The following is a 23,698-nucleotide window of genomic DNA, read 5'->3' as shown; positions in this document are numbered from 1 at the left end:
TATGAAAACATTTGATCAGCCAATAAGTGTAAAAAGTGCGGATGGAAAATCCTGGATCCGCCTGAAATATAATGAACCACGCCCCGACCTGAAAGTACCTGTCATCAGGTCAACTAAAGTTAAACTGGACAAGGACCTTCATTCTTTGACCATACTAAGGTTAGGTGTTGAAGAAGTGCTGCACCATGGGTGTACAAAGCATGGGCTGGCATCCTTGCAGCGGTCGGGCCCGCAGGTGGGCAGTATCTTATTAAAGATCGCAGCCGGTTTCGGTAGCGGCAATGGCTGCTGTGATAACTGCCTCAACAGGGCGGTGGCAGCCATGCGCTATTTTCCGCAACCACAGGTACAGGAATGGTTAATGAAAATAACCGGCGACCGCAAAGCAAACATTTCAACACGTGCCCAGGCCATATTGTCCCTTGGATATATGAATAACCAGGCATCGGAGAAGTTGTTATTGGACGTATTGAAAAAAGACCCGAGTGATGCGATCCGCAGATCTGTGATCGTTGCATTGCAACGGAACATCAGGCCTGGCCTGTTGAATGTTCTGGTGGAGCATGCAAAAAATGAAAGCGCACACGGTGTGCTGCAGCAACTGGTTTATGCCGCACATACCATCAGCAGGCGATACAAACTTCCCTTGCCGGCGGGTTTCCCCGGTTTAACAGAAACCAGGAGGCCGGCAAAGCCCCTGCTCATTCCATTACATAAAAAATTACCAAGATGAAAAAGTTAACCGTAAAAAGAACAGATGCCCGGCCTTACCAGGACCTGCCCATGGCCGGTCACCTCGATAAAAAACAATTTGATCATGCAAAAGCTATAACGTTCACGATGGCCAATAAGCTGAAGATGCTGCTGGTGCCGCCGGTGGATTTTTCCCAGGCAGGGGCCATGGGCGATACCTGGCTGCTTCTGCGGGAGAATGACTATAACGGCTATAGCGCTCAGGAAATAATGCTGCTGCCTGAAAAAAATAAACTGACCTATAAGATGATGGTCATACGCAGGTCGGGCAGGTTATTTTCAAAAGGAACCGTACGCATTGTTTCCCGGACTGAAGCCAGGCTGGAAGCCCTGTTCCCGTTGACCAAAAGGGGGAAGCTAATGCAGCAGTTGAATGGTAAGGTTAAGAAGAATAAGTGGGCTTTTGATACGAAGTATTAGCAGAGACTACAGCAGATGATATTTTTTCTCAGCAATGGTTCTCTTACTGGCGCAAGTGTTCCGCCCCAGGGTCACTTGTGTCGTTAAATCGCTAGGACTGATCCCCCTTACTGGCGCAAGTGTTCCGCCCCAGGCGGGTCACTTGTGCCAGTTAAATTCGCCCGGATTAAATCCGGGCCTGCCTGCAAAAGGATATCACCGATTTACCGGGCTGCGGTAAAATATAAAATTTCCGTTTGCAAAACCCGGACGCAGTACGGTAGATTAAAAAAAGGCACAAGTGATCCCAATAACTTTTCGTTTGTAATTTAAGAATTGCGGTAGGGAACACTTGCGCCAGTTGGGGGAAAAAGATAAAACAAAAAGAAAAATATTAGTATTAAATATTACTTTGTAATAATCCTTTTTATATGAAATCTAATAGAAGGCATATCATATTCAAGCTAGCAAGTCTCCTGAAGCCTGAGCAGGAAGATCCCGAAAATAATTTAAAAAGTGATGTCATTGAAATTAAGGAGGACAAAGTGGAAATAAGAAAGAGTTTCGTTGCTCAATTTGCAGAAAATCAAAATCACAATCAGAAATTATTTATTCAATTCTTGTCTTCGGTTCTATTTGTAATCATAGGTTTTGCATTTGTTTACTCAAATACTGCCACAAAATCAGGTATTGCAGTATATAATACAAAAACAGAAAAAGGATCTAACTTAATCATACCTATTTATATCCAGGATTCTTTAAAAAGTATAAATAAACTCGAATCTGATAGTCCAAAAATGCAAATAGATTCGATTAGAATATATCCGGATGTTGCAAACGTGAAAAAAAATATGGATGGAGCGATCTTATCTTTTTCTGTTTCAAATTTACTTGGTATATACTTGTTCGCTGAAATCGTATTGTTAATCCTATTAACAATTATACTCCATACCGGATATACTTATCGCAGAGATCAACAGGTAGTTTATCGTATAAGGCAAACAAGTCTCAAAGGGCCAGACTACTTTAAAATATTTGGTAAAAAAAGCTATGATCCGTTGAATAAAAATGCCTACGATTTTCTACCCAATTTTAACTTGATAATATTTATGGCTATCTTTTAGTACAAGCAGCACTGTTTGCTGCTATGCTAAATTATTTTAAAGATAGAGGTTCTGATGAGTTTGATAGCTTTGGCAGTGTGAAGATTAATTATCATAAACTAACCTATTCCCTTGGTTTCCCAATGCTTATTGATGTTTTCTTGTATGTTTATTATTTTAACAGGTATAAGTATACCGTAAATAAAAAAAAGACTTATTTGCCCGAATTAAATACTCTTGATTTTACCAAAGATGAATTGAAGTTATTAAATATCTTCTGGCCTGTAACCATATTAATTTTGGGTATAGTAAATTATTTCTTTTTAAAATTATCCATATATGGACATTTGTTGCATTTTCTTTGATTATATATTTATCTGTTTTTATTAATCGAAAGCTTTTTATTAGTCTAAAACGAAAGAAAAGCTCAAGTCTAAATAATGAACCAAAATATTATTATAAAACAATTCAAGGTTTAATCTATTCAGGAATTGGGGCCTGCTGGTTTTCTTTGCCATTTATTTTTGCAAACCAATTCAATTCCATTAAGCTGTCTCCCATTATATCTTATTATTTATTATTATTGGGGTGCCATTAAAATTTCCTAACTGGTACTTGAAGGTTAAAACCAACAATAATACTTTAGGATTGAACTTGTATAGATTTATCCGAAAGCACTTTGATTACTATTATTTTATGCTGGCTTACCTTATCGTGATTTGGATTTCGGGGCTAAAATGGTTAGATACCGTGATAACCTTATTTTTTGGAATTTACGCTTGTATTGTTGGGAGACGCATATTTATTAAAGCAAGGTCCCATCTTGATACAAACTTAAGAGATCCAGTATGAATTAAGTATTTTAGGTTTTAACTACTTATTTTTTCATAACAATAGGCAGCGTCCATCTTTAGAAGCAATTACGATGGTGCAAAAAGACTCTACTGAATTATTACTTACTGATTATCTCTAAAAATTTTCAAGCTGCCATTTGCATTGGTCAATGCATAATTAATTTTTCAAAAGGAACAGAAAGTTTTAATTTTTTTATCCCAGAGCCTTGATATTCAACTTCAGTCAAAATTTTATTTTCAAGTAAGATTGGAAGGATATTTTTTAAAAAATATTCAGCTCTAACTCCAAGACGGACTCTGAAGATGTTGTCGTTTACATAAGTAGTTCGAAGGAATTTTCTCAAGGCTTTTTCAATAAGTTGTAAATCTTCATCTATTTCTACGATTTGCATAGTTTCCTCTTCTTTTTATTTCTGAAATAGATTAAATCAAACGAGTTATTTTTATAGGATCATAATAGGCAATTTCTGTATCAATATTTTGAATGCAAGAGATTTGACAATCTTTTAATGACCCTGCCTTATGAGGTTCAGTTGTGTTATCAAACTCAACCCTATCAAAAAAACAATTCACAAAACAACAATTCTCAAAGATTGAGGATTGGATACTTGTAGATTGAAAATATGAATTCTTTATTTCCAAATTTTTTAAGACTACTTTGTATAATGAATTTGATGGAAAAATACAATTTTCAACATCTGCATGTTTGACAAATTCGTTAGTAAGCAATTTAATTGCGATTCCTCCATTGTTCTCTAATAAAATGGGATAACCTCTCCAATCTGTATCTTATTTAAGACTTCTACAACAATTAGTATCTCAATGAAACCCTTATTAGCGAGACTATTGTATTAGTTGTTGTCTCGAATAGAACACCCTTTCTCATTAAATTTTTAATTTCCAAAATCTCATTTCTGTTAAACTTTGAGCAATATATCCCAAAAGAATTCTCTAAACTCATCATGATCAAATCGAAACTGACCATTGTTAGTTTCTGATTTAATTACTAATGCATGTTGCTTTAGCCGCTCTTTTATTTGTCTTCCTAATAGTGGAGTTATTTTTTGTGATTCGCAAAAAATATCAGATATTAAATCAAGGATCGGTTCTTGCAATGAGTCTGTATTATTAAGCCACATTTCTTCTGCAATAACTGAAAGAATCTCATAGTGTTGCTCAATTGTTAGCAATGGTTTGGAAGGTTCACCAGATCGATCAATCCACTTAGTTTCTGCTTCTCTTTCAATAATAGCATTGATAAATTTAGGAAAATATTGAGTTGTATCTTCAAGTGAATTGCCTATTAAATTCAAGTCATTTGAAGCTTGAGCAACATCCAATAATTGGTTTACAAGAACCGGTCTTGTCAATAATGGATGTTCTGGATTTCCAAGTTTTCTTACTATAAATTCATAGATACCTTCTGCATTTTGAATATTTCTTAGCTCTGCATACTCAATAAATCTTTGCTTGTCCCAGCGATTAATTGACAATCTTGAGAAAGTAACTGCATTTGATCCGATAGTATCAAACAGTTTAGCCTGTGAACTGAAGCTTTTATAATCAAAATATGCCTTCCTTGCTGCAATTAGAATTGCTCCAGACGAGCTTAACTTGTTCATCAAATTTCCGGTTGCAGATAATGCTTCTCCCGTTGAACTTTCCATAAACATTTCTTCAAATCCATCAAATGCTGGAACTATCATGCCCAACTTTACTAATTCCATAAAAGAATCGTAGTAAAATAAACGAAATCTAAGTCTATTAACTAGAGATGCGATAACAATATCATCAAATCTAAGAAAGGGCCTTCCTCCAAGCGGAATTGGAATTAAAAGCCATGATGTAGTTTTAGCTTTATAAGCTAATGCTTGTTGACATGCAAGTTCATTTATAAGAGTTGTCTTACCTTCCCCTGCATCAGAAGTTAAATAAATAACACTAGACGAACCAGGGCTTTTCACATTTAATTTTTCACTTAGTTTGTTACTCGCTTTTTCAACAAAGGATTCAGTTTCTGTTGGGTCTATCTCAGTATCATCTAATAGTAACCCACTAGGCTGTACAAAGTTTTTTACTCTTGGCGTATACTCCAATATTCTATCAGCTAATTGATGCAGATTTGCTAATCGATTTGCGATCCAATGAATAGCTTTTTGACTAGTATCATTTTCTATAACATATAATTCCCCATCTTTTTCCTCAACTTTCAAATCGATTGATTCACCTCTGATATCAGCTAAAATTCTTCCTTTTTCTACAATAACATCAGACTGGACAGCAAATGAAATAATAACTCTTTTAAATCAGAATAATTCATAGTTAAAGTTGCTTTTGAATATAGTTAGAATTTGCAGTTCTTAAATAAAATGGGTTTATATATTGTCCTTTTGTATGAATTTGGGTCACTTTGACACCTGTATCTAATGCCGTAAGTATTCCTGGCCAAAAATCATCATCAGAAGATACAATTCCAACATTAGAATTTTGGTATGCTGCATAAATTAAATCAGAGGTTAACATTGTATCAACAAGTTTTTGTTCACTACGGTAAAGGATGTTTTCAGGTTTTATTATCCCGCAAACTGAGCAAATATTTGTTGTTATGAAATTATATACTTGATATTGGACATGGATTGTTGGAGCAACCGTTAGTTAGGGATTCTTGCATCTAAGTCCATTTGGGGCACTTCGTATTCGAAACGTATGAAACAAATGCTTTAATGGTTCAGAAATTAAGCTATAAGCCATTTCAACTCGAACAATTACAGAAGTGGAACTATCTGACAAATACATTCTTGCTGGGAAATTGGCACTAATTTCAATGGATAATCCCTGAGCTAATCTAGTAAGGTTATTATTCTCATACCATCCTCCATAAAGCCGAATTTCAATATTTACTCCTTTAATTTCGGGTGGATTAATTTTCTTTATAACTTTTTCGATCACATATAATAAACCTTGCCTTTTATCAACAGTTTTTAAATTATCATAATCAATAAGAATTAAGTTTGGCATATAGATGAATTGAATCTTGTTAATTTGGATCTTTTTTAACTAGTAGTCTCTGCTTCAATAAAATATCTTAAAGATATGCCGTAAAAATGAGTGGCACAACAGTAGAACTACCTAAAATGTAGCTCTTCCTAATGTTAGATGCTTTGTACCCTGCCTACTTATCTTCGAGTAGCCTCAGTCACATGCCCCATAGCTTCAGCGATAGGCATAGAATATTGAACAAGTAACAAGGAAAATCGTATCACGAAGTACATCCCGTTCATTATTCATCATTCCTTGTTCCTTGTTCAATATTTGCACCGTGATCCTGCTTCGGTATCCCGATAGCTATCGGAACAGCATGATATTCCATTTAGCATGTCAGGATCCTTCTTTATCAGCCGCATCCGTGTCATCCGTGTTCTATCTCCTCAATTCACCCCCCGGTTCCCCCAATTCATCCCTCCTGCCCTTCTTATAAAAAATGAATGGCGGCAACTTTGCGCCAGCCCATACAGGACTTAAAGTATAACCATAAAAACATTTTATGAAAAGGAATTTTATCTTATCCTTCATTCTTTTAGTATCAGTATTCAGCGGGTTTGCCGCACCGCCAACGGTTCCCTCAAGCAACCTGGCATTTCCCGGCGGCCAGCCTGGATGGCAACCGCTTTACCATGAGCTTCAACAAGGGCAATGGCGCTTTCCGCATCATTGTGGTAAAAGCCGGAAGCCCGGTTAGTGGCTTGCCGGTGAACGGAACAGAGTATACCGCCAATGCAGCATACGGTACGGCCGGCACCGAATTCGCCCCCGGCGATGGATACGTGGTGTTCCGCGGCAGCAATGGCAGCGCCAGTGTTTCGCAGGTAGTGACCAACCTGCAGGCCGCAACCACGTACCATGTGGCGGTGTTTGAATACAACGGCAGCGGCGCACTCACGGAGTACCTTACCATTGCACTCAGCGGGAATGTGACCACCAAGTCGGCGCCCACGGTGCAGGCAACCATCACCAGCTTTACCGCCATTACCGGCAACAAACTCACCATCAGCTGGAGCAATGGCAACGGCGAAAGAAGATTGCTGATCGCCCGCAAAGCTGCTGCGGTAAACGCGGTTCCGGTAAACCTCACCGACTATTCATACTCCCCCATCTTTGGCAGCGGTGCTGTTCTGAACGGCGATAACTATGTAGTGTATAAAGGCACGGGAACCAATGTTACCGTTACCGGCCTCGATCCGAATACGGTATATCATTTTACCGTTTTTGAATACAACGGAAACCTGGGCCCTGTTTACCTTACACCGGGAGCAGCGGGCAGCCAGCTTACCAATGCCGGGCCTACACAGGCTTCTGGTACCATCTCATTCAGCAATTTTGAAGGCAACCGGGTAACTACCAGTTTTGCCCCAGGCAATGGCAGGTACCAGCTGATCATCGCCCGGCAGGGACAACCCGTGACAGCCGTACCGGTGAACGGCCAGGTTTATACCGCCAATACCGCATTGGGTGCAGGACAACAGATCGCTCCCGGCGAATGGGTAGTGAACTCCCTGGGTACCGACCGCACATTCACCAACCTGTTGCCCGCCACCAGCTACTATTTCCGGGTTTATGATTTTGACATGGATGCCGGGGGCAATACCTATTACCTTACTTCATCCTATTCGCAGAACAGCGGCAGTACAGCAACCGCACCTACCGTGCAGGCAAGCAATGTAACTTTTGAAAACGTTACCGGGTCTTCCATGAACATCCGGCACGTTGCCGGTAACGGAACTTTCCGCTTAATAGTGATGAAGCAGGGATCAGCGGTTGATGCCACGCCAACCAATCTTATAAAATATACCGGTAACCAACTCTTCGGGCAAGGTGCAGAGATCACTCCCGGTAACTACGTACTCACCGGCGGACAGAATGGAACCTTACTCAATGTATCGGGCCTTACTCCCGGTCTAACCTATCATGTGGCGGTGTTTGGATTCAATGGCAATAACTATCCTGTGTATGCCATACCGGGAGCAACCGCCAGCATAACCATTCCCAACGAACCAACGGCCCCGGGAACCAATATGACGTTCAGCATCATGCAGGGCAATGCATTCAGGGCGCAATGGACGGGAGGCGATGGAGCGAGGAGAATTGTAGTGGCAAGAAAAAATACAGCGGTGACAGCCATGCCTGTTGACGGCGTTAGCTATACGGCAAGCAATGTGTTTGGCAACGGAACGGAGATCGCTCCCGGCCAGTTTGTGGTATACGACGATGTGAACCGTATTGTTGACCTGCAGAACCTGGAGATCGGCACCACCTACCACCTGGCCGTATTTGAATACAATACTTCTGCAGCAGGGCCTGATTATCTTAGTTCTTCATTCCTTGCAGCAAGTATAACTACTTTATCAGCGCCTTCTGTACAAACCGCTGCTTTGTCGGCAAGCAATATTCAGAATACACAGGTAACTATAAATTATTCAGCAGGCAACGGAGGCAGCCGCCTGCTCATCATGCGTGCCGGTTCGCCGGTGAACGTGGAGCCGCAGGACCTGGTGAGTTATAATTATTCTTCGGTGTATGGCGTGCAGGAGATCGGTACAGGAAATTACGTGGTGCTTAAAACCAGTTTAGGGACCAGTACGGTAGTAACCGGCCTGTCGCCCAATACACAATATTATGTGAGTGCTTTTGAATTCAACGGTTCCACCGGACCGGTATACCTGCGCCCCGGATCTTCATTCAATTTTACCACAACGGGTTCGGGTGTTACGCCGCCAACCAGCAATGCCAGCGCCGCTTTGTTCAGCCTGATCGACGGCAATAAATTTTCGTTTAACTGGAACAATGGCGATGGCGCCAAACGGATCGTAGTGATGAAGCAAGGCAGCCCGGTAAGTTTTACCCCGGCAAATGGGACCGAATACACGGCCAATGCAGCATTTGGTACCGGCACCGACCTGGGCAGCGGACAATATGTGGTATTCAACGGTACAACAAGCAGTGTTGCCATCACCAACCTGCTTCCTTCCACCGTTTATCATTTTGCTGTGTTTGAATACAACGGCAGCGCAGCAACAACTACCTATTTAATTGCAGGCGCATTAACAGCGAACCGCAGCACTGCAACAGCCCCGGCTTCGGGAAGTACTGCCTTGAGCGGAACAGCAACAAATCTTACGATCAACATCAGCTGGACCAGCGGCCCGGGCGACGGAAGGATCGTAGTGATGAAAGAAGGCAGTGCCGTAAGCGGTGTGCCGGCTGACCTGAGCAAGTACCCTGCCAATGCGGTTTTCCAGAACGGTTCTCAAATTGCCGCCGGTGAATACGTGGTATATGCAGGAAGCGGGAACAGTGTTACCGTTACAGGATTGCAGGTCAACAAGACCTATCACTACAGCGTGTTTGAATACAATGGTATTGATGCGCCGGTTTACAATACTGTCAATGTGGTAAGTACCAGTACACTGGTAACAACACCGCTGCCCTTAAAATGGTTGTACGTGAACGCCACGCAAACCAATGCAGGCATCGTAGTGAAATGGGGAACAGCGCAGGAGATGAATGTAGGCCTTTTTATTGTTGAACGCGGTACCGGTGATGGAAACTTTGGCTTCATCCGGAAAGTGCTGCCAAAAGGAAATGCCGTTCAGAATGATTACAGCATAACCGATGCTTCCAGGCCTGAAGGAACGGTTTATTACCGCATCCGTCAACTGGACCTGGATGGCCGGATGAGCTACTCCATTATTGTGAGGGTAAAAGTGGATGATCCACAATCTGAGCCGAGGCTGTACCCTGTTCCTGCAAAAGATTTCACCAGCATCAGTCTGCCAAAGGGAACAGCGAAAGCAGAAATAAGCATCTATGACATGACCGGGAAAATGATAAAGAGTAAAACAGTCATGAATGGAGAAACGATCGCATTACAGGGATTGCAACCGGGTATATACAATGTGTTGATCGTTGATAAACAAAATAAATATACAGAAAGGCTGATCATACAGTAATTAGCAGGATGACTGCATGATACTAATGCCCCCGAAAGCAAGTCGGGAATATTGAACAAGGAACAAGGAATGCCGAATATTGAACGGATGTACTTCAAAATTCAAAATTCCTTGTTCCTTGTTCAATATTCATTTCGTTCCTTGCCTGCCGGCAGGCAGGTTCGCTATTCATTTAACCGTCATCTTATCCATCCACCTCATCACCTCCACTCCTTCCCCTGCACTGCAGGGATTATCAACCTCATCCAGAAAATACTGCACTACTTTTCCGATCATCGGCTGCTGTACATGCTGCAGGGGTTCAAAATCAAAACGGGTGGTTTGGTTGTTGATGAGCAGTTCAATGCTGTTGCCGCTGAAAAAACCAAAGCTCAGTTTACCAGTGCTGCCGGTTATTTCGCAATGGTCTTTGCTTCCGGAAGCAGCAAAACACCAGTTGCCGTTAAACACCATTCCGCTTTCAAATACCATTTCGCCGGCAACGGTATCGTGTGCTGCATACAGTTTGTTTTGATCTGATGCGGTGCCGTGTATCTTTTTTGCATTGCCAAAAAGCCAGTACAGTATATCCAGCTGGTGTGGGGCCAGGTCATGAAAAAGCCCGCCGCCAGAAACGGAAGGATCTACCCGCCAGGCATTTTTTTCAATGGAAAGCTCTTCGCTGGTCAGTGCAGGGCGATAAAACTCAAGCTGTACAAGCAGGGGTTCACCAATGGCATTATTACCGAGTAACTCTTTTATCTTTTTAAACATCGGCCACTCACGCCGGTAATGCGCTACCACCAGTTTTATATTTTTTTCTTTTGCGGCATCTGCCATTCTTTTGGCGGCTTCATAATCCAGGGCCATCGGCTTCTCAACGTACACCGGTTTACCGGCATTGATGGCGGCGATCGTATATTCTTCATGCGAGGATGGCGGCGTGGCAATATAGATCGCATTCACTCCCGGATCGTTGATGAGTTGACCTGCATCACTATACCAGCGGGGAACATTATGCCGTCGGGCGTAGCTTGCGGCTTTTTCTGCATTACGACGCATAACAGCCACCAGGGCAGAGCCGGGAACTTTATTAAATGCCGGCCCGCTTTTTAGTTCGGTCACATCGCCGCAGCCGATGATGCCCCAGTTGATCGTGTTCATGCTCTAATTTACGAAGGCATGGGCAATATTGAGCAAAGAATGCAGCATGCTGAAGTATTGGATTCGGTGATGATCCCTTCACTTGTTCAGTATTTTCCCAGGAATAGATACGTTTATTTTGTTGACTTTTTTCAAGTTAGCTTTTTTGGACAAAGCCCAATAACCACTGCATCCCGGTCAGAGACCGGGACGAGTGGGCTTACTGTGTTGATTTTTTCAAGTTAACTTTTTTGGACAAAGTCCAATGACCATAGCATCCGGTCAGAGCCGGTGTTCGCTTTTGGACAAAGTCCAATGACCATAGCATCCCGGTCAGAGACCGGGACGAGTGGGCTTACTGTGTTGATTTTTTCAAGTTGGCTTTTTTGGACAAAGTCCAATGACCAATGCATCCCGGTCAGAGACCGGGACGAGGGACATAAAGATGGCGATGAAATCCGAAAAGAAAAAATTAACTTGGGAAGACAAGCACATAATATGAAGCCTTTATTATTTGCCTTACTGTTAACGACCACCATTATCAGCACTGCACAACTCAAACCGGTTCCATCGGGCGTTTATGTCTGGAACGACCTGCCTGTAAAGAAAGAAGCACAACGGGAATCCCGTAAAATTGCAGAAGGTACAACCAACGAGTTTGAATACTTTGAGATACATGCAACTACACAATACAAGGGAGCCCTGCCCAGGCCGCCACATGCACAGGATGATATTGAAGAACTCATCATCATCAAAGAAGGCAAACTTACATGTTCTATCGGGAACAGATCAGCCGAATTAACTGCCGGCAGCGTGCTGCTGATACCTCCGCAGGAGATGCAGACCTTTGAAAATACCGGCGACGGGCCCGTCACCTATTACGTGCTGATGTTCCGTTCCAGGCAACCGATGAACATGGAAAGAAGTACAAAGGCCGGCGGCACTTTATTGCTCAACATCGATTCACTGGCCTACACCGAAAAGAACGATAAGGGCACCCGTAAATATTTTGACCGCCCTACCGCCATGTGTGCAAACTATGAAATGCATACCACCACGCTGAATAAGACCGGCCCCAGTCATGCGCCCCACCAGCATATAGACACCGAGATCATTTTACTGATCAGCGGTGAAGTTGAAATGACCATCGAAGGCAAGACCTACCGGGGCGGCGCCGGCGACCTCTTCCTTGCAGAAAGCGGAAAAATGCACGGCGTTGCCAATGCATCGGATAAGCCCTGTACGTATTTTGCATTCAAGTGGAGGTGAATGGGATTTTATTCTGGACTAAGTCCATTGACCAACGCATCCCGGTCTGAGACCGGGACGAGCCGGCATTTCCACAGTATTATGCACCGGTATTACCCGCACAGGTGGTTTATTCTGTAAATTAATTTCATTACCTTTTCAGCATGAAAAAATATTTCCTGGTTATCTGCAGCCTGGCTGCCCTTACAGCAACTGCACAGCAAATTAAAATTGAAAAGAATATTCAGCAGGCCATGAACAGGATCGATACCAATACGATCCGTTCCCATATTGCCTATTTAGCAGATGACCGGCTAAAAGGCCGGTTGCCCGGAACAGAAGGCTACCAGCTGGCAGTGGATTATGTGATCGGCCAGTACAAACAGATCGGCATAGCTCCCCGTGGCGACGATGGCGGCTTTACCCAAAAACTGGTGCTCAGGAAATCCATCGTGAATAACAGTTCTGCAGTCGCCGTACTTAAGGATAAGAACGGCAATATTGACTCATTGGTTTTTGTAAAAGATTTTTCCCCGCTTCCTCACCCGCTGAACCAGGCAGCTTCGGCAGAAGGACAACTTGTATTTGCAGGCTATGGCATTGAGATCCCTGGTAAATATTCTGATTACACGGGAATCGATGTAAAAGGAAAGATCGTGATCGTATTGGCCGGTGCACCGGATGGATTATCCTCCACGCTGACCGCTCATTTTTCAAATGGCGGCAATAAACTGAATACGGCCTTTAATAAGGGCGCAGTGGGAATTATCGCAGTGAATCCAAATGCAAGACCATCTGCAAATCTCAGCCCGGTGCTTCAATCCAATGTTGCTTTAAACCCGGATAAATCAGTCGCTTACGGACGTGGGTTTACCGGCAACCTGAATGGCGTGCTTGCCGGCTCCAGGCAATTGTTCAACCGCCTGCTGATGAATTCGGGCAAGAATATTGAGCAACTGCTGGCCGACATCAAAAAAGGGAAGAACGCCTCGCTTGAGCTTCCGTACAGTATTTCTTTTTCTTACAGTACCACACACAGCGATTTTGAAAGTTATAATGTGATCGGTTTAATTCCGGGATCCGATAAGAATTTAAAGAATGAATATGTTGTTCATTCGGCACACCTTGATCACGTAGGTATTGGCAGGGCAGTAAATGGTGATTCCATTTATAACGGCGCACACGACAATGCATCGGGTGTGGCTTCCTTACTGGAGATCGCCCGGGTATACCGGTCTTCCGGGGCAAAACCAAAGCGCTCCATATTAATTGTGATGGTTACTGCGGAAGAAATGGGATTGCTCGGCTCTTCCTATTTTGCTGCAAATCCGACAGTACCCGCTGCTTCCATTGTTGCCGATGTAAATACAGACATGCCTACGGTAATAGCGCCGCTCCTGTCTGTAGTACCGCTGGGTGCCGAACATTCAAGCATCATGGGTAATGTACAATTTGCGGCCGGTTACCTGGGCCTTGATGTAGAGAAGGACCCGGAACCCAACGAAAACCGGTTTGTGCGCAGCGACCAGTATAGTTTTGTGGTGAACGGAATTCCGGCCTTACACATCAAATACGGTAATAAGAGCAATGTTCCGGGTTTTGATATGGTTGCTTTTGTAAAACAATGGCGGGCCAAATATTATCACCAGGCTGCAGACGGCATGGATGGCATCTTCAATTTTACGGCCGCAAAGACCTATGTTCAATTGAATTTTCTCATCAGTTATTCCATTGCCCAAACCCCGCAACGGCCGGTATGGAATAAAGGAGACCTGTTCGCAGTTTCAAGATAAATGCATCACACTGATGCTGTAATGATGCCTGGTAAAACCTGTCGCCTTATTTTACCAGATAGTAACGGTACCAGCAGAAAGAACCAATAGTCCGGCCTTTTGCAGATATTCCGGGTTTTGTCTGTAAGCAACAGTTCTTCTGTGCTTTATGCCTCTATTTAAATATATGTTTCATGCTGCAATCCTTCACCGGCAAACCAAAATCATGATTTTTCCTTCCAGCCGTCATTTTTTTTGAGAATATAACAGGGTAAGTTGTAACAGAAATATCTTTCATCCTAAATAAAATTTTATGAAAAAGATACTGTTACTGTTCCTGGCATTCCCGGTACTGGACAGTTATTCACAAAAATGGGAAAAGAATTACGAGTTCGTGGACAACTGCATCTGTGGCCTTTCCAAGGTTAAAAAGAACGGCAAGATCGGGTATGTTACCAAAGACGGTGCGGAGGTCATCAAACCGCAATATTCCGATGGGCTTGCATTCAATGAAGGATACACCGCCGTTCGCATGGATTCGAAATGGATGTATTTCGACAGCACCGGCAAGGCCATTACCGATGCCGTATATGAAGATGCCATGAGTTTTAAAAACGGCCTGGCTGCCGTGGCCAAAAACAACCTGTATGGATACATCAATGTGTCCGGCCAGGTGGTGATCCCGTTCCAGTATTCCAATGCCCGCAGTTTTTCTGAGGGCCTGGCCCCTGCCGCCAATGCCAAAGGTTATTGGGGTTTTATTGATACCAAAGGCGAATGGGCCGTTAAGCCTTTCTATGATTTCACCGGTGAATTTGAGAACGGGGAAGCCCGGGTGATGAAGGGCGACAAGACCTTTTATATTGACCGGCAGAACAAAGTGCTGCATGATTAATTAATGTAGAGACCTCCTGACTCCTGTCCTGTTCATCTCAGCACGAACGGAACAGGAAAGTTTTATGCCTGCCCTATTTCAAATGCCGATTATCTTTTTTATTTTGTAAGCCTAAATCAAAACTACTAGTATGAAAAAAATGATCATCGGCGCCCTTGTTGGCGGCATTATTCTTTTTGCATGGCAGTTCCTCACCTGGGGTGTGCTGAACCTTCATGAGGCGCAGCAGAAATATACACCCAAGCAGGACAGTATCCTCAGCTACCTGAATTCACAGTTCAGCGAAGACGGTGCTTACCTGATGCCGAACTTCCCTCCCGGCACGTCAAATGAGGAGATGGAAAAGCAGATGAAAGCTTCGGTAGGAAAACCCTGGGCGCAGGTGGTTTATCATAAGAGCATGGACGGCATGGACAAGATGTTCATGAACATGGGCCGCAGCCTGTTGGTCAATATTTTAATAATCGGGATGCTAAGCTGGCTGCTACTGAAATTACCGACGCCGTCGTTTGGCACTGTTTTCATTGGCACATTGGGCACGGGCCTTATCATTTTCCTTCATGCCCCTTATACCATGCACATCTGGTACGGCAGTTTCGACCTGATGGCGCATTTCGCCGATGCCATTGTGAGCTGGGGTGTTACCGGACTATGGCTTGGCTGGTGGCTGCGGAGAGCATAGGAACCGAAATGAATTTGCAATATCGAAAGGCAGGGCTTGGTCCTGCCTTTTTTCATTTCTGTCATTTGCCCAGGCTGCCCCCGATCAATAAACTCAGCCCGGCCACATAGCCCCTGCCGGTGGTAATGCTTTTTCCAAAATTAAAAAGGATCATAGGCCCGTTGATACCGGAACCGGCTTTGTCGAAGCTGATGCCGGCACGCAACTGGTAACCCCAGAATTCCTTATGCGCCCTCTTCTGCTGGGAGTCTTCATAATAGTTTACAATATTGGTATATCCTGCTCCTGCGCCGAGGATGAACCCAAACTTTGAATTCGGGTCGTTGCCGGATGCAGAACCCAGGTTCAGGCTCAGCATGGCCGGTACATTGATACCGAAATAGGTTCCTTTATCCAGGTTCCAACCCACTGTACAGGGTATATTAAGCACAATGGAAAAACTATTTGTATTTAAAAATTTTACGCCGGGCCCAACGGTGAAGGATGGCAGGTAGGCTGCTTTCGATCCGTCCTTCCATGCAGCATATAAAGATATCCCACCTTCCAGGTAACCGGTCACTGCTTTTTGAGAAAGAACGGGAAGACTTAATAAAAGACAAGTGACGGGTAACAAAAACAGTTTTTTCATACAGGTTGATTTAAAACAGTAAATAAAAAACGGTTATGAGCACCCGATCCGATGGTCCAAACCCGGAGATCGGTAGTGTCCTATTTTGAATGATTGTCATCCTGAGGAACGAATGATCTCCTAACCAGGATAGTTTCCTTAACCTGAGATGCTTCGTTCCTCAGCATGACAGGTCACAAAATATTCAAAATAGGACACTACCGGGAGATCCTGGTCAGATGATCTTTTTTGCAGGAACCTCAATTTCCTTTTTTCAATGCCTGCCATGTCCAGGCCGCACCCACAAGGTCCACTATGCCAAATCCAGCTAAAATGGGCGGGGCCAGCTTAAGGATCGCAAGTACTGCAAAGGCCAGGCATACAAATGTGCGGACATGCACGGTAAGTTTAAACATTCCTGCATCATTGCCTGCACCGCTCCGGTGGTAATAATAGCCCAGGCAAATAACAAGGACCCCTGCAACCCGTATCCATACTTCATTGGTTTCGGGCAATTGAATTGTTCTTAAAAAGATATTGGGATCAGCAAAAGGGTTGATCCGACAACATACAGGTAAAACCCGAAATAATAAACAGATCTGGCGGCTGCGGTCATATGCGTTGGTTTTAGTATAGGCTAATATACAAACCTGGTTGCGAAAGAACGATTGGCGGCTGTTTTATTTATTAACCCGTATGGTATATGAATGATCGAACTTTATCTCCCTGCCTCAAAAATTCTTACATTCGTACGTTCAATAAACCAACCGTTTTGAAAAAGAGACAGGACTATATTTCGTGGGATGAATACTTTATGGGGGTGGCGCTGCTGAGTGCCTGCCGCAGCAAGGACCCCAACACACAGGTTGGCGCCTGTATCGTGAATGATAAGAACAAGATCGTGGGTGCCGGCTACAACGGCCTGCCCATTGGCTGCGATGATGATGAATTTCCCTGGGAGAAGGAAGGCGATTTTTTGCAGACGAAATATCCGTATATCTGCCATGCTGAACTGAATGCTATCTTAAACAATATCGGTATGGACTTAAAGGGTTGTAAAATTTATACCGCACTGTTTCCTTGTAACGAATGTACCAAGGCCATTATACAGGCCGGCATCAGCGAAGTGATCTACCTTTCCGATAAATATGAAGGATCGGATGTTTTTAAAGCATCTAAGTTCATGCTTGATAAAGCCGGTGTAAGGTATCGTAAGGTAAAGGCAAAGATGAACAGCATCCGTTTGTCGTTTGATGAGAAGGATGTTTGAACTACTTCAGTCTCTGCTTAAGATCAAGATTGTTCTTCCTCAACGTATCCAATGCTATATCATACCCGGCATCCGCATGACGGATCACGCCCATGCCCGGATCGTTTCTTAATACCCTCGAAAGCCTTGCAGCCGCATCATCCGTTCCATCCGCCACGATCACCATCCCGGAGTGTATACTGTACCCCATGCCTACCCCGCCACCATGATGTAAGGAAACCCAGCTTGCGCCACCTGCCGTGTTTACCAATGCATTCAGTATGGGCCAGTCGGCAACGGCATCGCTGCCATCCAGCATGGCTTCTGTTTCGCGGTTGGGTGAAGCGACAGAGCCCGTATCCAAATGATCCCTTCCAATTACAATAGGTGCTTTTACTTTCCCGGTGCGAACCAGTTCATTGAATGCAAGTCCTGCTTTTTCCCTTTCGCCCTGCCCCAGCCAACAGATACGGGCCGGCAATCCCTGGAAGGCGATCTTTTCTTTTGCCATCTCCATCCAGCGCAGCATGCCTTTATTTTGGGGGAACATATTCATGATGACCTCATCCGTTACCGCAATATCGGCCGGATCCCCACTCAGCGCTGCCCAGCGGAAAGGGCCTTTGCCTTCGCAGAACAGCGGACGGATATAGGCAGGTACAAAGCCCGGAAAATCAAAACAACGGCCGGGTTTGTAATGAGGGGTCTGTGTTTTACTGCCGGGGTGCTGCTCTTCAAATTCTTTTGCCCTTGCCCGGATATTATTACCGTAGTCGAAAGTAATGGCGCCCTTGTCCATCAGTTCAAGCATTAGCTGTACATGCAGGTGCATGCTCTCGTAACTCAGTTGCATATAATGTTCAGGATCCTGCTCCCTCAACACATTGGCCTGTTCATTGGTGAGCGTATGGGGGATGTAACCGATCAAGGGGTCGTGTGCCGAGGTTTGGTCGGTAAGTGTGTCGGGGATGATCTCCCGTTGTATCAGCCGGTCAAGCAGGTGTACGGCATTGCACAAAACACCAATGCTTTTGGCCACCCCTTCCTTGCGGTAATGCATGGCGGCATTGATGGCATCATCAATATTGGTATGCTTTTCATCCAGGTACCTGGTTTCGATCCGCTTGTCGATACGCCACTCTTCCACTTCAGCAATTAAGGCAACGCCTTCGTTCATGGTTATTGCCAGGGGCTGGGCGCCACCCATGCCGCCAAGCCCGGCAGTAACGTTCAGTGTTCCTTTTAAGCTGCCGCCAAAATGCTTTTCGGCCGCGGCTGCATAGGTTTCATACGTGCCCTGCACAATTCCCTGCGAACCAATATATATCCAGGACCCGGCGGTCATCTGCCCGTACATCATCAGGCCCTTTTTTTCCAGTTCGTCAAAGTGTTCCCAGGTGGCCCATTTGGGAACCAGCTGGCTGTTGCTGATCAATACCCTGGGTGCATCCTTATGTGTCTTCAGCATGGCCACGGGCTTGCCGCTCTGTATCAGCAGGGTCTCATCTTCCTCCAGGTCTTTCAGCGCCTTAATGATGAGGTCGAGACTTTTCGAAAATTACGGGCAGCTTTACCACGGCCGCCGTACACGATCAGGTCATCCGGCCGTTCAGCCACTTCGGGGTTTAGGTTGTTCAATAACATCCGCAATGCGGCTTCCTGAACCCAGCCTTTGCAATTGAGTTTGCTGCCGGTGGGTGTTTTGTATTTTACTGCGTCATATTTTTTTACTTCGATCATATGCTGATTTGAAAATGTGAAAATTTGAAGATTTGAAAATTGATGATTCACTTTTCGAAAGCAAAATTAACCAAAATAGCCGCATGTCCGATCGCCAACTTGTCACATTTTCAAATCTTCAAATCGATTTAATTAAATAACTTCACCCGCTAATCAGCATACCATGAGTATACACATCAGCGCAAAAAAAGGCGAAATTGCCCGGATCGTTCTGTTGGCCGGCGACCCGTTGCGGGCGAAACATATTGCTGATAATATGCTGGCGGATGTGAAGCTGGTGAACAGTACCCGGAATGCTTTTTATTTTACCGGCACCTATAAGGGAGTTTCCGTTACCGTGGGCGCCAGCGGAATGGGTTGCCCTTCCATCGGCATCTATTCGTACGAACTATTCAACGAATACGATGTAGCCTGCATTATCCGCATCGGAACGGCCGGGGCTTACGAAGTGAGCACAAAAGTGTATGATGTGATCAATGCAGATAAGGCATTCAGCGAATCAACCTATGCCAGCGAGGCTTTTGGGATCATCGGCAACTGCATCACCCACCAGGGAATGGCTTATGATATCATCAATGAAACGGCCACCAAAATGAATATACCGGTGAAGGCGGTCAATATCCATTCCAGCGATGTGTTTTACCGGAGCCAGGGTGGTAAACCTCCGCTGGCAGAAAAGAATGATTGTGTTTGTGTAGAGATGGAGGCCTTTGCCTTGTTTGCCAATGCGCAATACCTGAAAAAGATGGCTGCCACCATTCTTACGATCTCGGATGTTATTCCTACGCATGAAAGCATGTCGGCCGACCAGCGGCAGAACTCCCTCGATAACATGACGAAGCTGGCATTGGAATCCGTGGTGGCGATCAGCAAAAGAATTTGAAAATTTGAAAATGAATTAATTTGAAAATGAAAAAAATAGCGTTCAATTTTCAAATCGCCAAATCGATTAATCTTCAAATTGGTTTATAAACTCTACGGCCCTCATCATATCCTCGTGCAGGACCCGGTCGCTGTGGTTGAAGGAAACTTCTTTCCGGAAAGCAGTTACAATTCTCTCAAGTGTTGCGGATGTTCTCAATGGCCTGCGGTATTCCAGTGCCTGCACAGCCGTGAGTAATTCGATCGCCAGTACCTTCTCCACATTGTCCACCACCCGCTTGCATTTTGTTGCCCCGTTGGCGCCCATGCTCACGTGGTCTTCCTGGTTATTGCTGGATGGAATAGAATCGACAGAAGATGGTGTGCACAATTGTTTGTTCTCACTTACAATACCCGCCGCCGTGTATTGCGGTATCATCAGGCCGGAATGAAGTCCCGGATCTTTTACCAGGAACAACGGCAATCCTCTTTGCCCGCTGATAAGCTGGTAGGTCCTTCTTTCTGAAATGCTGGCCAGTTCACTCATGGCAATCGATAAAAAGTCGAGGGCCAGCGCCAATGGCTGCCCGTGAAAATTTCCCCCGCTTACGATCAGGTCATCATCGGGAAAGATATTTGGATTATCGGTCACCGAATTGATCTCTTTGATGAATACATTCAGCACATGACCGAATGTATCTTTTGTGGCCCCATGTACCTGGGGTATGCAGCGGAAGGAATATGCATCCTGCACCTGTGATTTTTTCCGGCCGGCGATCTCGCTGCCTTTTAAAAGTTCACGGAGCGTTGCTGCCGTGTCTACCTGGCCCTGGTGGGAACGGATGGCATGAATATTCTCAAGCAGCGGTTGCGTGGTGCAGTCAAATGCATCGAAACTGATGGCAGCTATGATATTGGCCCAGCGTATCAGCCGGTTGCACTGAACCAGGTTATGCATTCCATATGCGCTCATGAACTGGGTGCCGTTGATGAGTGCCAGCCCTTCCTTGCTTTTTAATTCAATGGGCTTCCAGTTTAATTTTTTCAGTGCATCCGCAGCAGGCATTTTTTTGCCTGCATGGTTAACCTTGCCCAGCCCGAGCAGGGGAAGACTTAAGTGGCTGAGTGGCGCCAGGTCACCGGAAGCGCCCAATGAGCCCTGGGTATAGACCACCGGCAACACATCATTGTTGTACATATCCATCAGCCGCTGCACCGTTTCCACCTGTACACCCGAATGCCCGTAGCTGAGTGACCGTATCTTCAGGGCGATCATCCCCTTTACAATATCCGCCGGTACTTCCTCCCCCATGCCGCATGCATGCGATTTGATGAGATTGCTTTGCAGTTGCTGCAATTGTGCCTTGTCGATCTGTACATTCTGCAAAAAGCCAAAGCCGGTATTGATGCCATAAAACAGTTCATCCGAATTATTGAGTTTGGTATCTAGGTAATCCCTGCATTTCCGGATGCGACTGATGGCTTCGGCAGAAATACTGATCGGGTTATTGGAAAAAAGCATCTCTTTTAACCGGTGAAGATCAGTTGTGTGTTCGTCGATGTATAAATGGTGGTCACTCATGAATGCAGCAATTAGTTTGGCCAATCGGTAAAAAAATATAACTTGGACAAATCTAACACAAAAACCGCTTTCGGATATGGGATTATTAGCCCTCGCCATAGCTCCCGGTATTGCCATCTGCCTGTTCATTTATTTTAAGGACAAATACAATAAAGAACCTTTTAGTTTATTGCTCTGGTTGTTCATCCTGGGTATGTTCAGTGTCATTCCTGCTTTTTTTGCCGAAACCGCCCTTACCAAACCGGTGGAAAGGCTGGTGGGTGAAAGCGTTTTTAATACGGCCCTTTTCTCCTACATCATTGTAGGCCTCAGCGAGGAAATGAGCAAGTTCCTGGTGTTGCGGTATTATGCTTTCAGCCGCAGGTCCTTTGACGATCCTTTCGATGGCATTGTTTATGCAGTGATGGTGGGAATGGGTTTTGCCACACTGGAAAATATCGGTTACGTCAGCACCTATGGCTTCGGCACTGCCATAACAAGAATGTTCTTATCTGTTCCTGCCCATGCCAGTTTTGCCGTGCTGATGGGTTACCATGTGGGGCTTGCAAAATTTGACCCGGCCCGGCGAAGCAGGTTCCTGGTACTGGCTGTATTCTGGCCCGTACTTTTTCACGGCACTTTCGATTTCTTTTTATTTCTCGGAAATACATGGCTTCATTTCCTCGGGGCATTGGTATCTTTTGTAGTGGCTGTACGTTTATCGTTCAAACTCATCCGCAGGAAACAAAATATCTCCAAAGACCATCATGCGGGGATCGATTCCATTACCGGCAACAACCACGATATAATTTAAAACTGTATTTATGAACCAAAAGATCATGTTACTCCTTATTACCGGTATCAGCATTTCAATTGCAAATGCACAAACGGTCAGGCTTCTTAATTCGGGAAGCAAAGCATCCTTCCGCGGGCTGAGTGTGGCTACCGATAAGGTGGTCTGGGTCAGTGGCACGGGCGGCACGGTTGGCCGTTCGGTTGACGGCGGTGAAACATGGACCCTGATGACTGTCAAAGGTTTTGAAAAGACCGATTTCCGCGACATTGAAGCCTTTGATGAAAAGACAGCCGTCATCATGGGCATTGCCGAACCGGCCTATATTTTAAAAACAACGGATGGCGGTACCAACTGGAACGTAGTATTTAAAGATACCACCAGGGGAATGTTCCTGGATGCAATGGATTTCTGGGACGACAAACAGGGAGTTGTTATCGGCGATCCGGTCAACGGCAGGATATTCTTAGCACAGACCAATGACGGCGGTGATAACTGGCGGGAGATGAAGGTCAATACATTTGCCGTTGATTCGGGTGAAGCCTGTTTTGCCAGCAGTGGCACCAATATCCGCAAGATAAACCTGGTAGCGAATGTATACGTTACGGGTGGAAAGGCCTCTCATATCTTTATCCGCAACGAGAAACGGGAAATGCCGATCGTGCAGGGATCAGAATCCACCGGCGCCAATTCGATCGGTGTAAAAAACACCCATAGTTTTATCGTGGTTGGCGGCGACTTCACTAAAAAAGACACTGTGTATAAAAACTGTGTGATCACCAATGATGGCGGAAAGACCTGGACCGTACCCGATGTACCCCCGCATGGTTACCGGAGCTGTGTGGAATACCTGGAAAAAGAAAGCTGGATCAGTTGCGGGTTGAACGGCGTTGATTATAGTAAGGATGGTGGCAGGACCTGGAACTGGATCATCAAAGACAGTTTTCATGCAGTACAAAAAGCAAAGACCGGCAAAGCCGTTTACTTTTCCGGTGGCGGTGGAAGGATCGGGAAACTGGTGCAATAAAAAAGCCGGTGAAGAATCACCGGCC

At 44.7% G+C, this 23,698-nt stretch carries 20 protein-coding genes and 1 pseudogene; 12 read left to right on the top strand and 9 right to left on the bottom strand.

The features are described 5' to 3' along the window. The first annotated feature begins 1 nt into the window (after position 1). The 3 genes from IPJ02_01635 (at position 2) to IPJ02_01625 (ending at position 2,276) form a co-directional block, all read left to right on the top strand. On the top strand, positions 2-733 hold the full coding sequence (locus tag IPJ02_01635; protein MBK7374304.1) for a HEAT repeat domain-containing protein: 732 nt from the start codon (positions 2-4) through the stop codon (positions 731-733). Beyond that, positions 730-1,173, top strand: a complete 444-nt coding sequence (locus IPJ02_01630; protein MBK7374303.1) for a hypothetical protein — start codon at positions 730-732, stop codon at positions 1,171-1,173. The genes IPJ02_01635 and IPJ02_01630 overlap by 4 nt, the downstream gene beginning before the upstream one ends. A gap of 410 nt (positions 1,174-1,583) precedes the next feature. After that, the gene (locus tag IPJ02_01625) at positions 1,584-2,276 is read left to right on the top strand and encodes a hypothetical protein (protein MBK7374302.1); all 693 of its coding nucleotides are present in this window, start codon (positions 1,584-1,586) and stop codon (positions 2,274-2,276) included. Between the two features lie 979 nt (positions 2,277-3,255). Here the strand turns inward: IPJ02_01625 and IPJ02_01620 are convergent. The 4 genes from IPJ02_01620 to IPJ02_01605 all read right to left on the bottom strand — a co-directional run bounded on the left by IPJ02_01620 (position 3,256) and on the right by IPJ02_01605 (position 6,127). Further along, a complete protein-coding gene (locus IPJ02_01620; protein ID MBK7374301.1) occupies positions 3,256-3,501 on the bottom strand; it encodes a hypothetical protein in 246 nt (81 codons plus the stop codon). Between the two features lie 525 nt (positions 3,502-4,026). Then, positions 4,027-5,322, bottom strand: a complete 1,296-nt coding sequence (locus IPJ02_01615) for a hypothetical protein (GenBank protein MBK7374300.1) — start codon at positions 5,320-5,322, stop codon at positions 4,027-4,029. A 109-nt stretch (positions 5,323-5,431) separates the two neighbouring features. Next, positions 5,432-5,632 (bottom strand): hypothetical protein, encoded by a 201-nt coding sequence (locus tag IPJ02_01610; protein MBK7374299.1) that lies wholly within the window; start codon positions 5,630-5,632, stop codon positions 5,432-5,434. Positions 5,633-5,764: 132 nt separating this feature from the next. Continuing rightward, entirely contained in the window at positions 5,765-6,127 is a 363-nt protein-coding gene (locus IPJ02_01605; GenBank protein ID MBK7374298.1) for a hypothetical protein, read from the bottom strand. 581 nt (positions 6,128-6,708) lie between these two features. Between IPJ02_01605 and IPJ02_01600 the strand changes: the two genes are divergently transcribed. Next, complete coding sequence (locus tag IPJ02_01600; GenBank protein MBK7374297.1) at positions 6,709-10,116, top strand: T9SS type A sorting domain-containing protein; 3,408 nt, start codon at positions 6,709-6,711, stop codon at positions 10,114-10,116. A gap of 168 nt (positions 10,117-10,284) precedes the next feature. On the opposite strand, the gene IPJ02_01595 is transcribed toward IPJ02_01600, so the two are convergent. Continuing rightward, positions 10,285-11,259, bottom strand: coding sequence for a Gfo/Idh/MocA family oxidoreductase (locus IPJ02_01595; protein MBK7374296.1), 975 nt, complete (start codon positions 11,257-11,259; stop codon positions 10,285-10,287). 477 nt (positions 11,260-11,736) lie between these two features. Between IPJ02_01595 and IPJ02_01590 the strand changes: the two genes are divergently transcribed. The 4 genes from IPJ02_01590 (at position 11,737) to IPJ02_01575 (ending at position 15,835) form a co-directional block, all read left to right on the top strand. Next, positions 11,737-12,507, top strand: a complete 771-nt coding sequence (locus IPJ02_01590; GenBank protein MBK7374295.1) for a cupin domain-containing protein — start codon at positions 11,737-11,739, stop codon at positions 12,505-12,507. Positions 12,508-12,650: 143 nt separating this feature from the next. Further along, positions 12,651-14,279, top strand: a complete 1,629-nt coding sequence (locus IPJ02_01585; GenBank protein MBK7374294.1) for a M20/M25/M40 family metallo-hydrolase — start codon at positions 12,651-12,653, stop codon at positions 14,277-14,279. A gap of 292 nt (positions 14,280-14,571) precedes the next feature. Next, complete coding sequence (locus IPJ02_01580) at positions 14,572-15,153, top strand: WG repeat-containing protein (GenBank protein MBK7374293.1); 582 nt, start codon at positions 14,572-14,574, stop codon at positions 15,151-15,153. Between the two features lie 130 nt (positions 15,154-15,283). Then, a complete protein-coding gene (locus IPJ02_01575; protein ID MBK7374292.1) occupies positions 15,284-15,835 on the top strand; it encodes a hypothetical protein in 552 nt (183 codons plus the stop codon). Positions 15,836-15,896: 61 nt separating this feature from the next. Here IPJ02_01575 and IPJ02_01570 read toward each other — a convergent pair whose 3' ends face one another. Both IPJ02_01570 and IPJ02_01565 read right to left on the bottom strand, forming a co-directional pair. Beyond that, positions 15,897-16,463, bottom strand: a complete 567-nt coding sequence (locus IPJ02_01570) for a hypothetical protein (protein ID MBK7374291.1) — start codon at positions 16,461-16,463, stop codon at positions 15,897-15,899. Positions 16,464-16,702: 239 nt separating this feature from the next. Then, positions 16,703-16,957, bottom strand: a complete 255-nt coding sequence (locus IPJ02_01565) for a hypothetical protein (protein ID MBK7374290.1) — start codon at positions 16,955-16,957, stop codon at positions 16,703-16,705. A gap of 188 nt (positions 16,958-17,145) precedes the next feature. Here IPJ02_01565 and IPJ02_01560 point away from each other — a divergent pair, with 188 nt between their 5' ends. Beyond that, a complete protein-coding gene (locus tag IPJ02_01560; GenBank protein ID MBK7374289.1) occupies positions 17,146-17,712 on the top strand; it encodes a dCMP deaminase family protein in 567 nt (188 codons plus the stop codon). Between the two features lies 1 nt (position 17,713). On the opposite strand, the pseudogene hutU reads toward IPJ02_01560, so the two are convergent. Further along, a pseudogene (gene hutU / locus IPJ02_01555) lies at positions 17,714-19,431 on the bottom strand (urocanate hydratase). Positions 19,432-19,594: 163 nt separating this feature from the next. Here hutU and IPJ02_01550 point away from each other — a divergent pair. Beyond that, entirely contained in the window at positions 19,595-20,314 is a 720-nt protein-coding gene (locus IPJ02_01550; protein ID MBK7374288.1) for a purine-nucleoside phosphorylase, read from the top strand. Positions 20,315-20,380: 66 nt separating this feature from the next. On the opposite strand, the gene hutH is transcribed toward IPJ02_01550, so the two are convergent. Continuing rightward, positions 20,381-21,874, bottom strand: a complete 1,494-nt coding sequence (hutH, locus tag IPJ02_01545) for a histidine ammonia-lyase (protein ID MBK7374287.1) — start codon at positions 21,872-21,874, stop codon at positions 20,381-20,383. 76 nt (positions 21,875-21,950) lie between these two features. On the opposite strand from hutH, the gene IPJ02_01540 reads away from it, so the two are divergent. Both IPJ02_01540 and IPJ02_01535 read left to right on the top strand, forming a co-directional pair. After that, positions 21,951-22,667 carry a PrsW family intramembrane metalloprotease gene (locus tag IPJ02_01540; protein ID MBK7374286.1) on the top strand — a complete coding sequence of 239 codons (717 nt, stop codon included), beginning with the start codon at positions 21,951-21,953 and terminating at the stop codon, positions 22,665-22,667. 10 nt (positions 22,668-22,677) lie between these two features. Continuing rightward, the gene (locus IPJ02_01535; protein ID MBK7374285.1) at positions 22,678-23,673 is read left to right on the top strand and encodes an oxidoreductase; all 996 of its coding nucleotides are present in this window, start codon (positions 22,678-22,680) and stop codon (positions 23,671-23,673) included. Positions 23,674-23,698: the final 25 nt, after the last annotated feature.

The sequence above is a fragment of the Chitinophagaceae bacterium genome (assembly GCA_016710165.1).
Classification (GTDB): Bacteria; Bacteroidota; Bacteroidia; order Chitinophagales; family Chitinophagaceae; genus Ferruginibacter.
The sequence above is the reverse complement of the archived record's forward strand: the minus strand, read 5'-3'. Positions and strand labels throughout refer to the sequence as shown.

What these genes read in the sequence shown, in the direction of transcription:
- IPJ02_01635 (MBK7374304.1), top strand. Translation starts at nt 2, where the DNA reads ATGAAAACATTTGATCAGCCAATAAGTGTAAAAAGTGCGGATGGAAAA.
- IPJ02_01630 (MBK7374303.1), top strand. Translation starts at nt 730, where the DNA reads ATGAAAAAGTTAACCGTAAAAAGAACAGATGCCCGGCCTTACCAGGAC.
- IPJ02_01625 (MBK7374302.1), top strand. Translation starts at nt 1,584, where the DNA reads ATGAAATCTAATAGAAGGCATATCATATTCAAGCTAGCAAGTCTCCTG.
- IPJ02_01620 (MBK7374301.1), bottom strand. Translation starts at nt 3,501, where the DNA reads ATGCAAATCGTAGAAATAGATGAAGATTTACAACTTATTGAAAAAGCC.
- IPJ02_01610 (MBK7374299.1), bottom strand. Translation starts at nt 5,632, where the DNA reads ATGTTAACCTCTGATTTAATTTATGCAGCATACCAAAATTCTAATGTT.
- IPJ02_01605 (MBK7374298.1), bottom strand. Translation starts at nt 6,127, where the DNA reads ATGCCAAACTTAATTCTTATTGATTATGATAATTTAAAAACTGTTGAT.
- IPJ02_01595 (MBK7374296.1), bottom strand. Translation starts at nt 11,259, where the DNA reads ATGAACACGATCAACTGGGGCATCATCGGCTGCGGCGATGTGACCGAA.
- IPJ02_01590 (MBK7374295.1), top strand. Translation starts at nt 11,737, where the DNA reads ATGAAGCCTTTATTATTTGCCTTACTGTTAACGACCACCATTATCAGC.
- IPJ02_01585 (MBK7374294.1), top strand. Translation starts at nt 12,651, where the DNA reads ATGAAAAAATATTTCCTGGTTATCTGCAGCCTGGCTGCCCTTACAGCA.
- IPJ02_01580 (MBK7374293.1), top strand. Translation starts at nt 14,572, where the DNA reads ATGAAAAAGATACTGTTACTGTTCCTGGCATTCCCGGTACTGGACAGT.
- IPJ02_01575 (MBK7374292.1), top strand. Translation starts at nt 15,284, where the DNA reads ATGAAAAAAATGATCATCGGCGCCCTTGTTGGCGGCATTATTCTTTTT.
- IPJ02_01570 (MBK7374291.1), bottom strand. Translation starts at nt 16,463, where the DNA reads ATGAAAAAACTGTTTTTGTTACCCGTCACTTGTCTTTTATTAAGTCTT.
- IPJ02_01560 (MBK7374289.1), top strand. Translation starts at nt 17,146, where the DNA reads ATGAATGATCGAACTTTATCTCCCTGCCTCAAAAATTCTTACATTCGT.
- IPJ02_01550 (MBK7374288.1), top strand. Translation starts at nt 19,595, where the DNA reads ATGAGTATACACATCAGCGCAAAAAAAGGCGAAATTGCCCGGATCGTT.
- hutH (MBK7374287.1), bottom strand. Translation starts at nt 21,874, where the DNA reads ATGAGTGACCACCATTTATACATCGACGAACACACAACTGATCTTCAC.
- IPJ02_01540 (MBK7374286.1), top strand. Translation starts at nt 21,951, where the DNA reads ATGGGATTATTAGCCCTCGCCATAGCTCCCGGTATTGCCATCTGCCTG.
- IPJ02_01535 (MBK7374285.1), top strand. Translation starts at nt 22,678, where the DNA reads ATGAACCAAAAGATCATGTTACTCCTTATTACCGGTATCAGCATTTCA.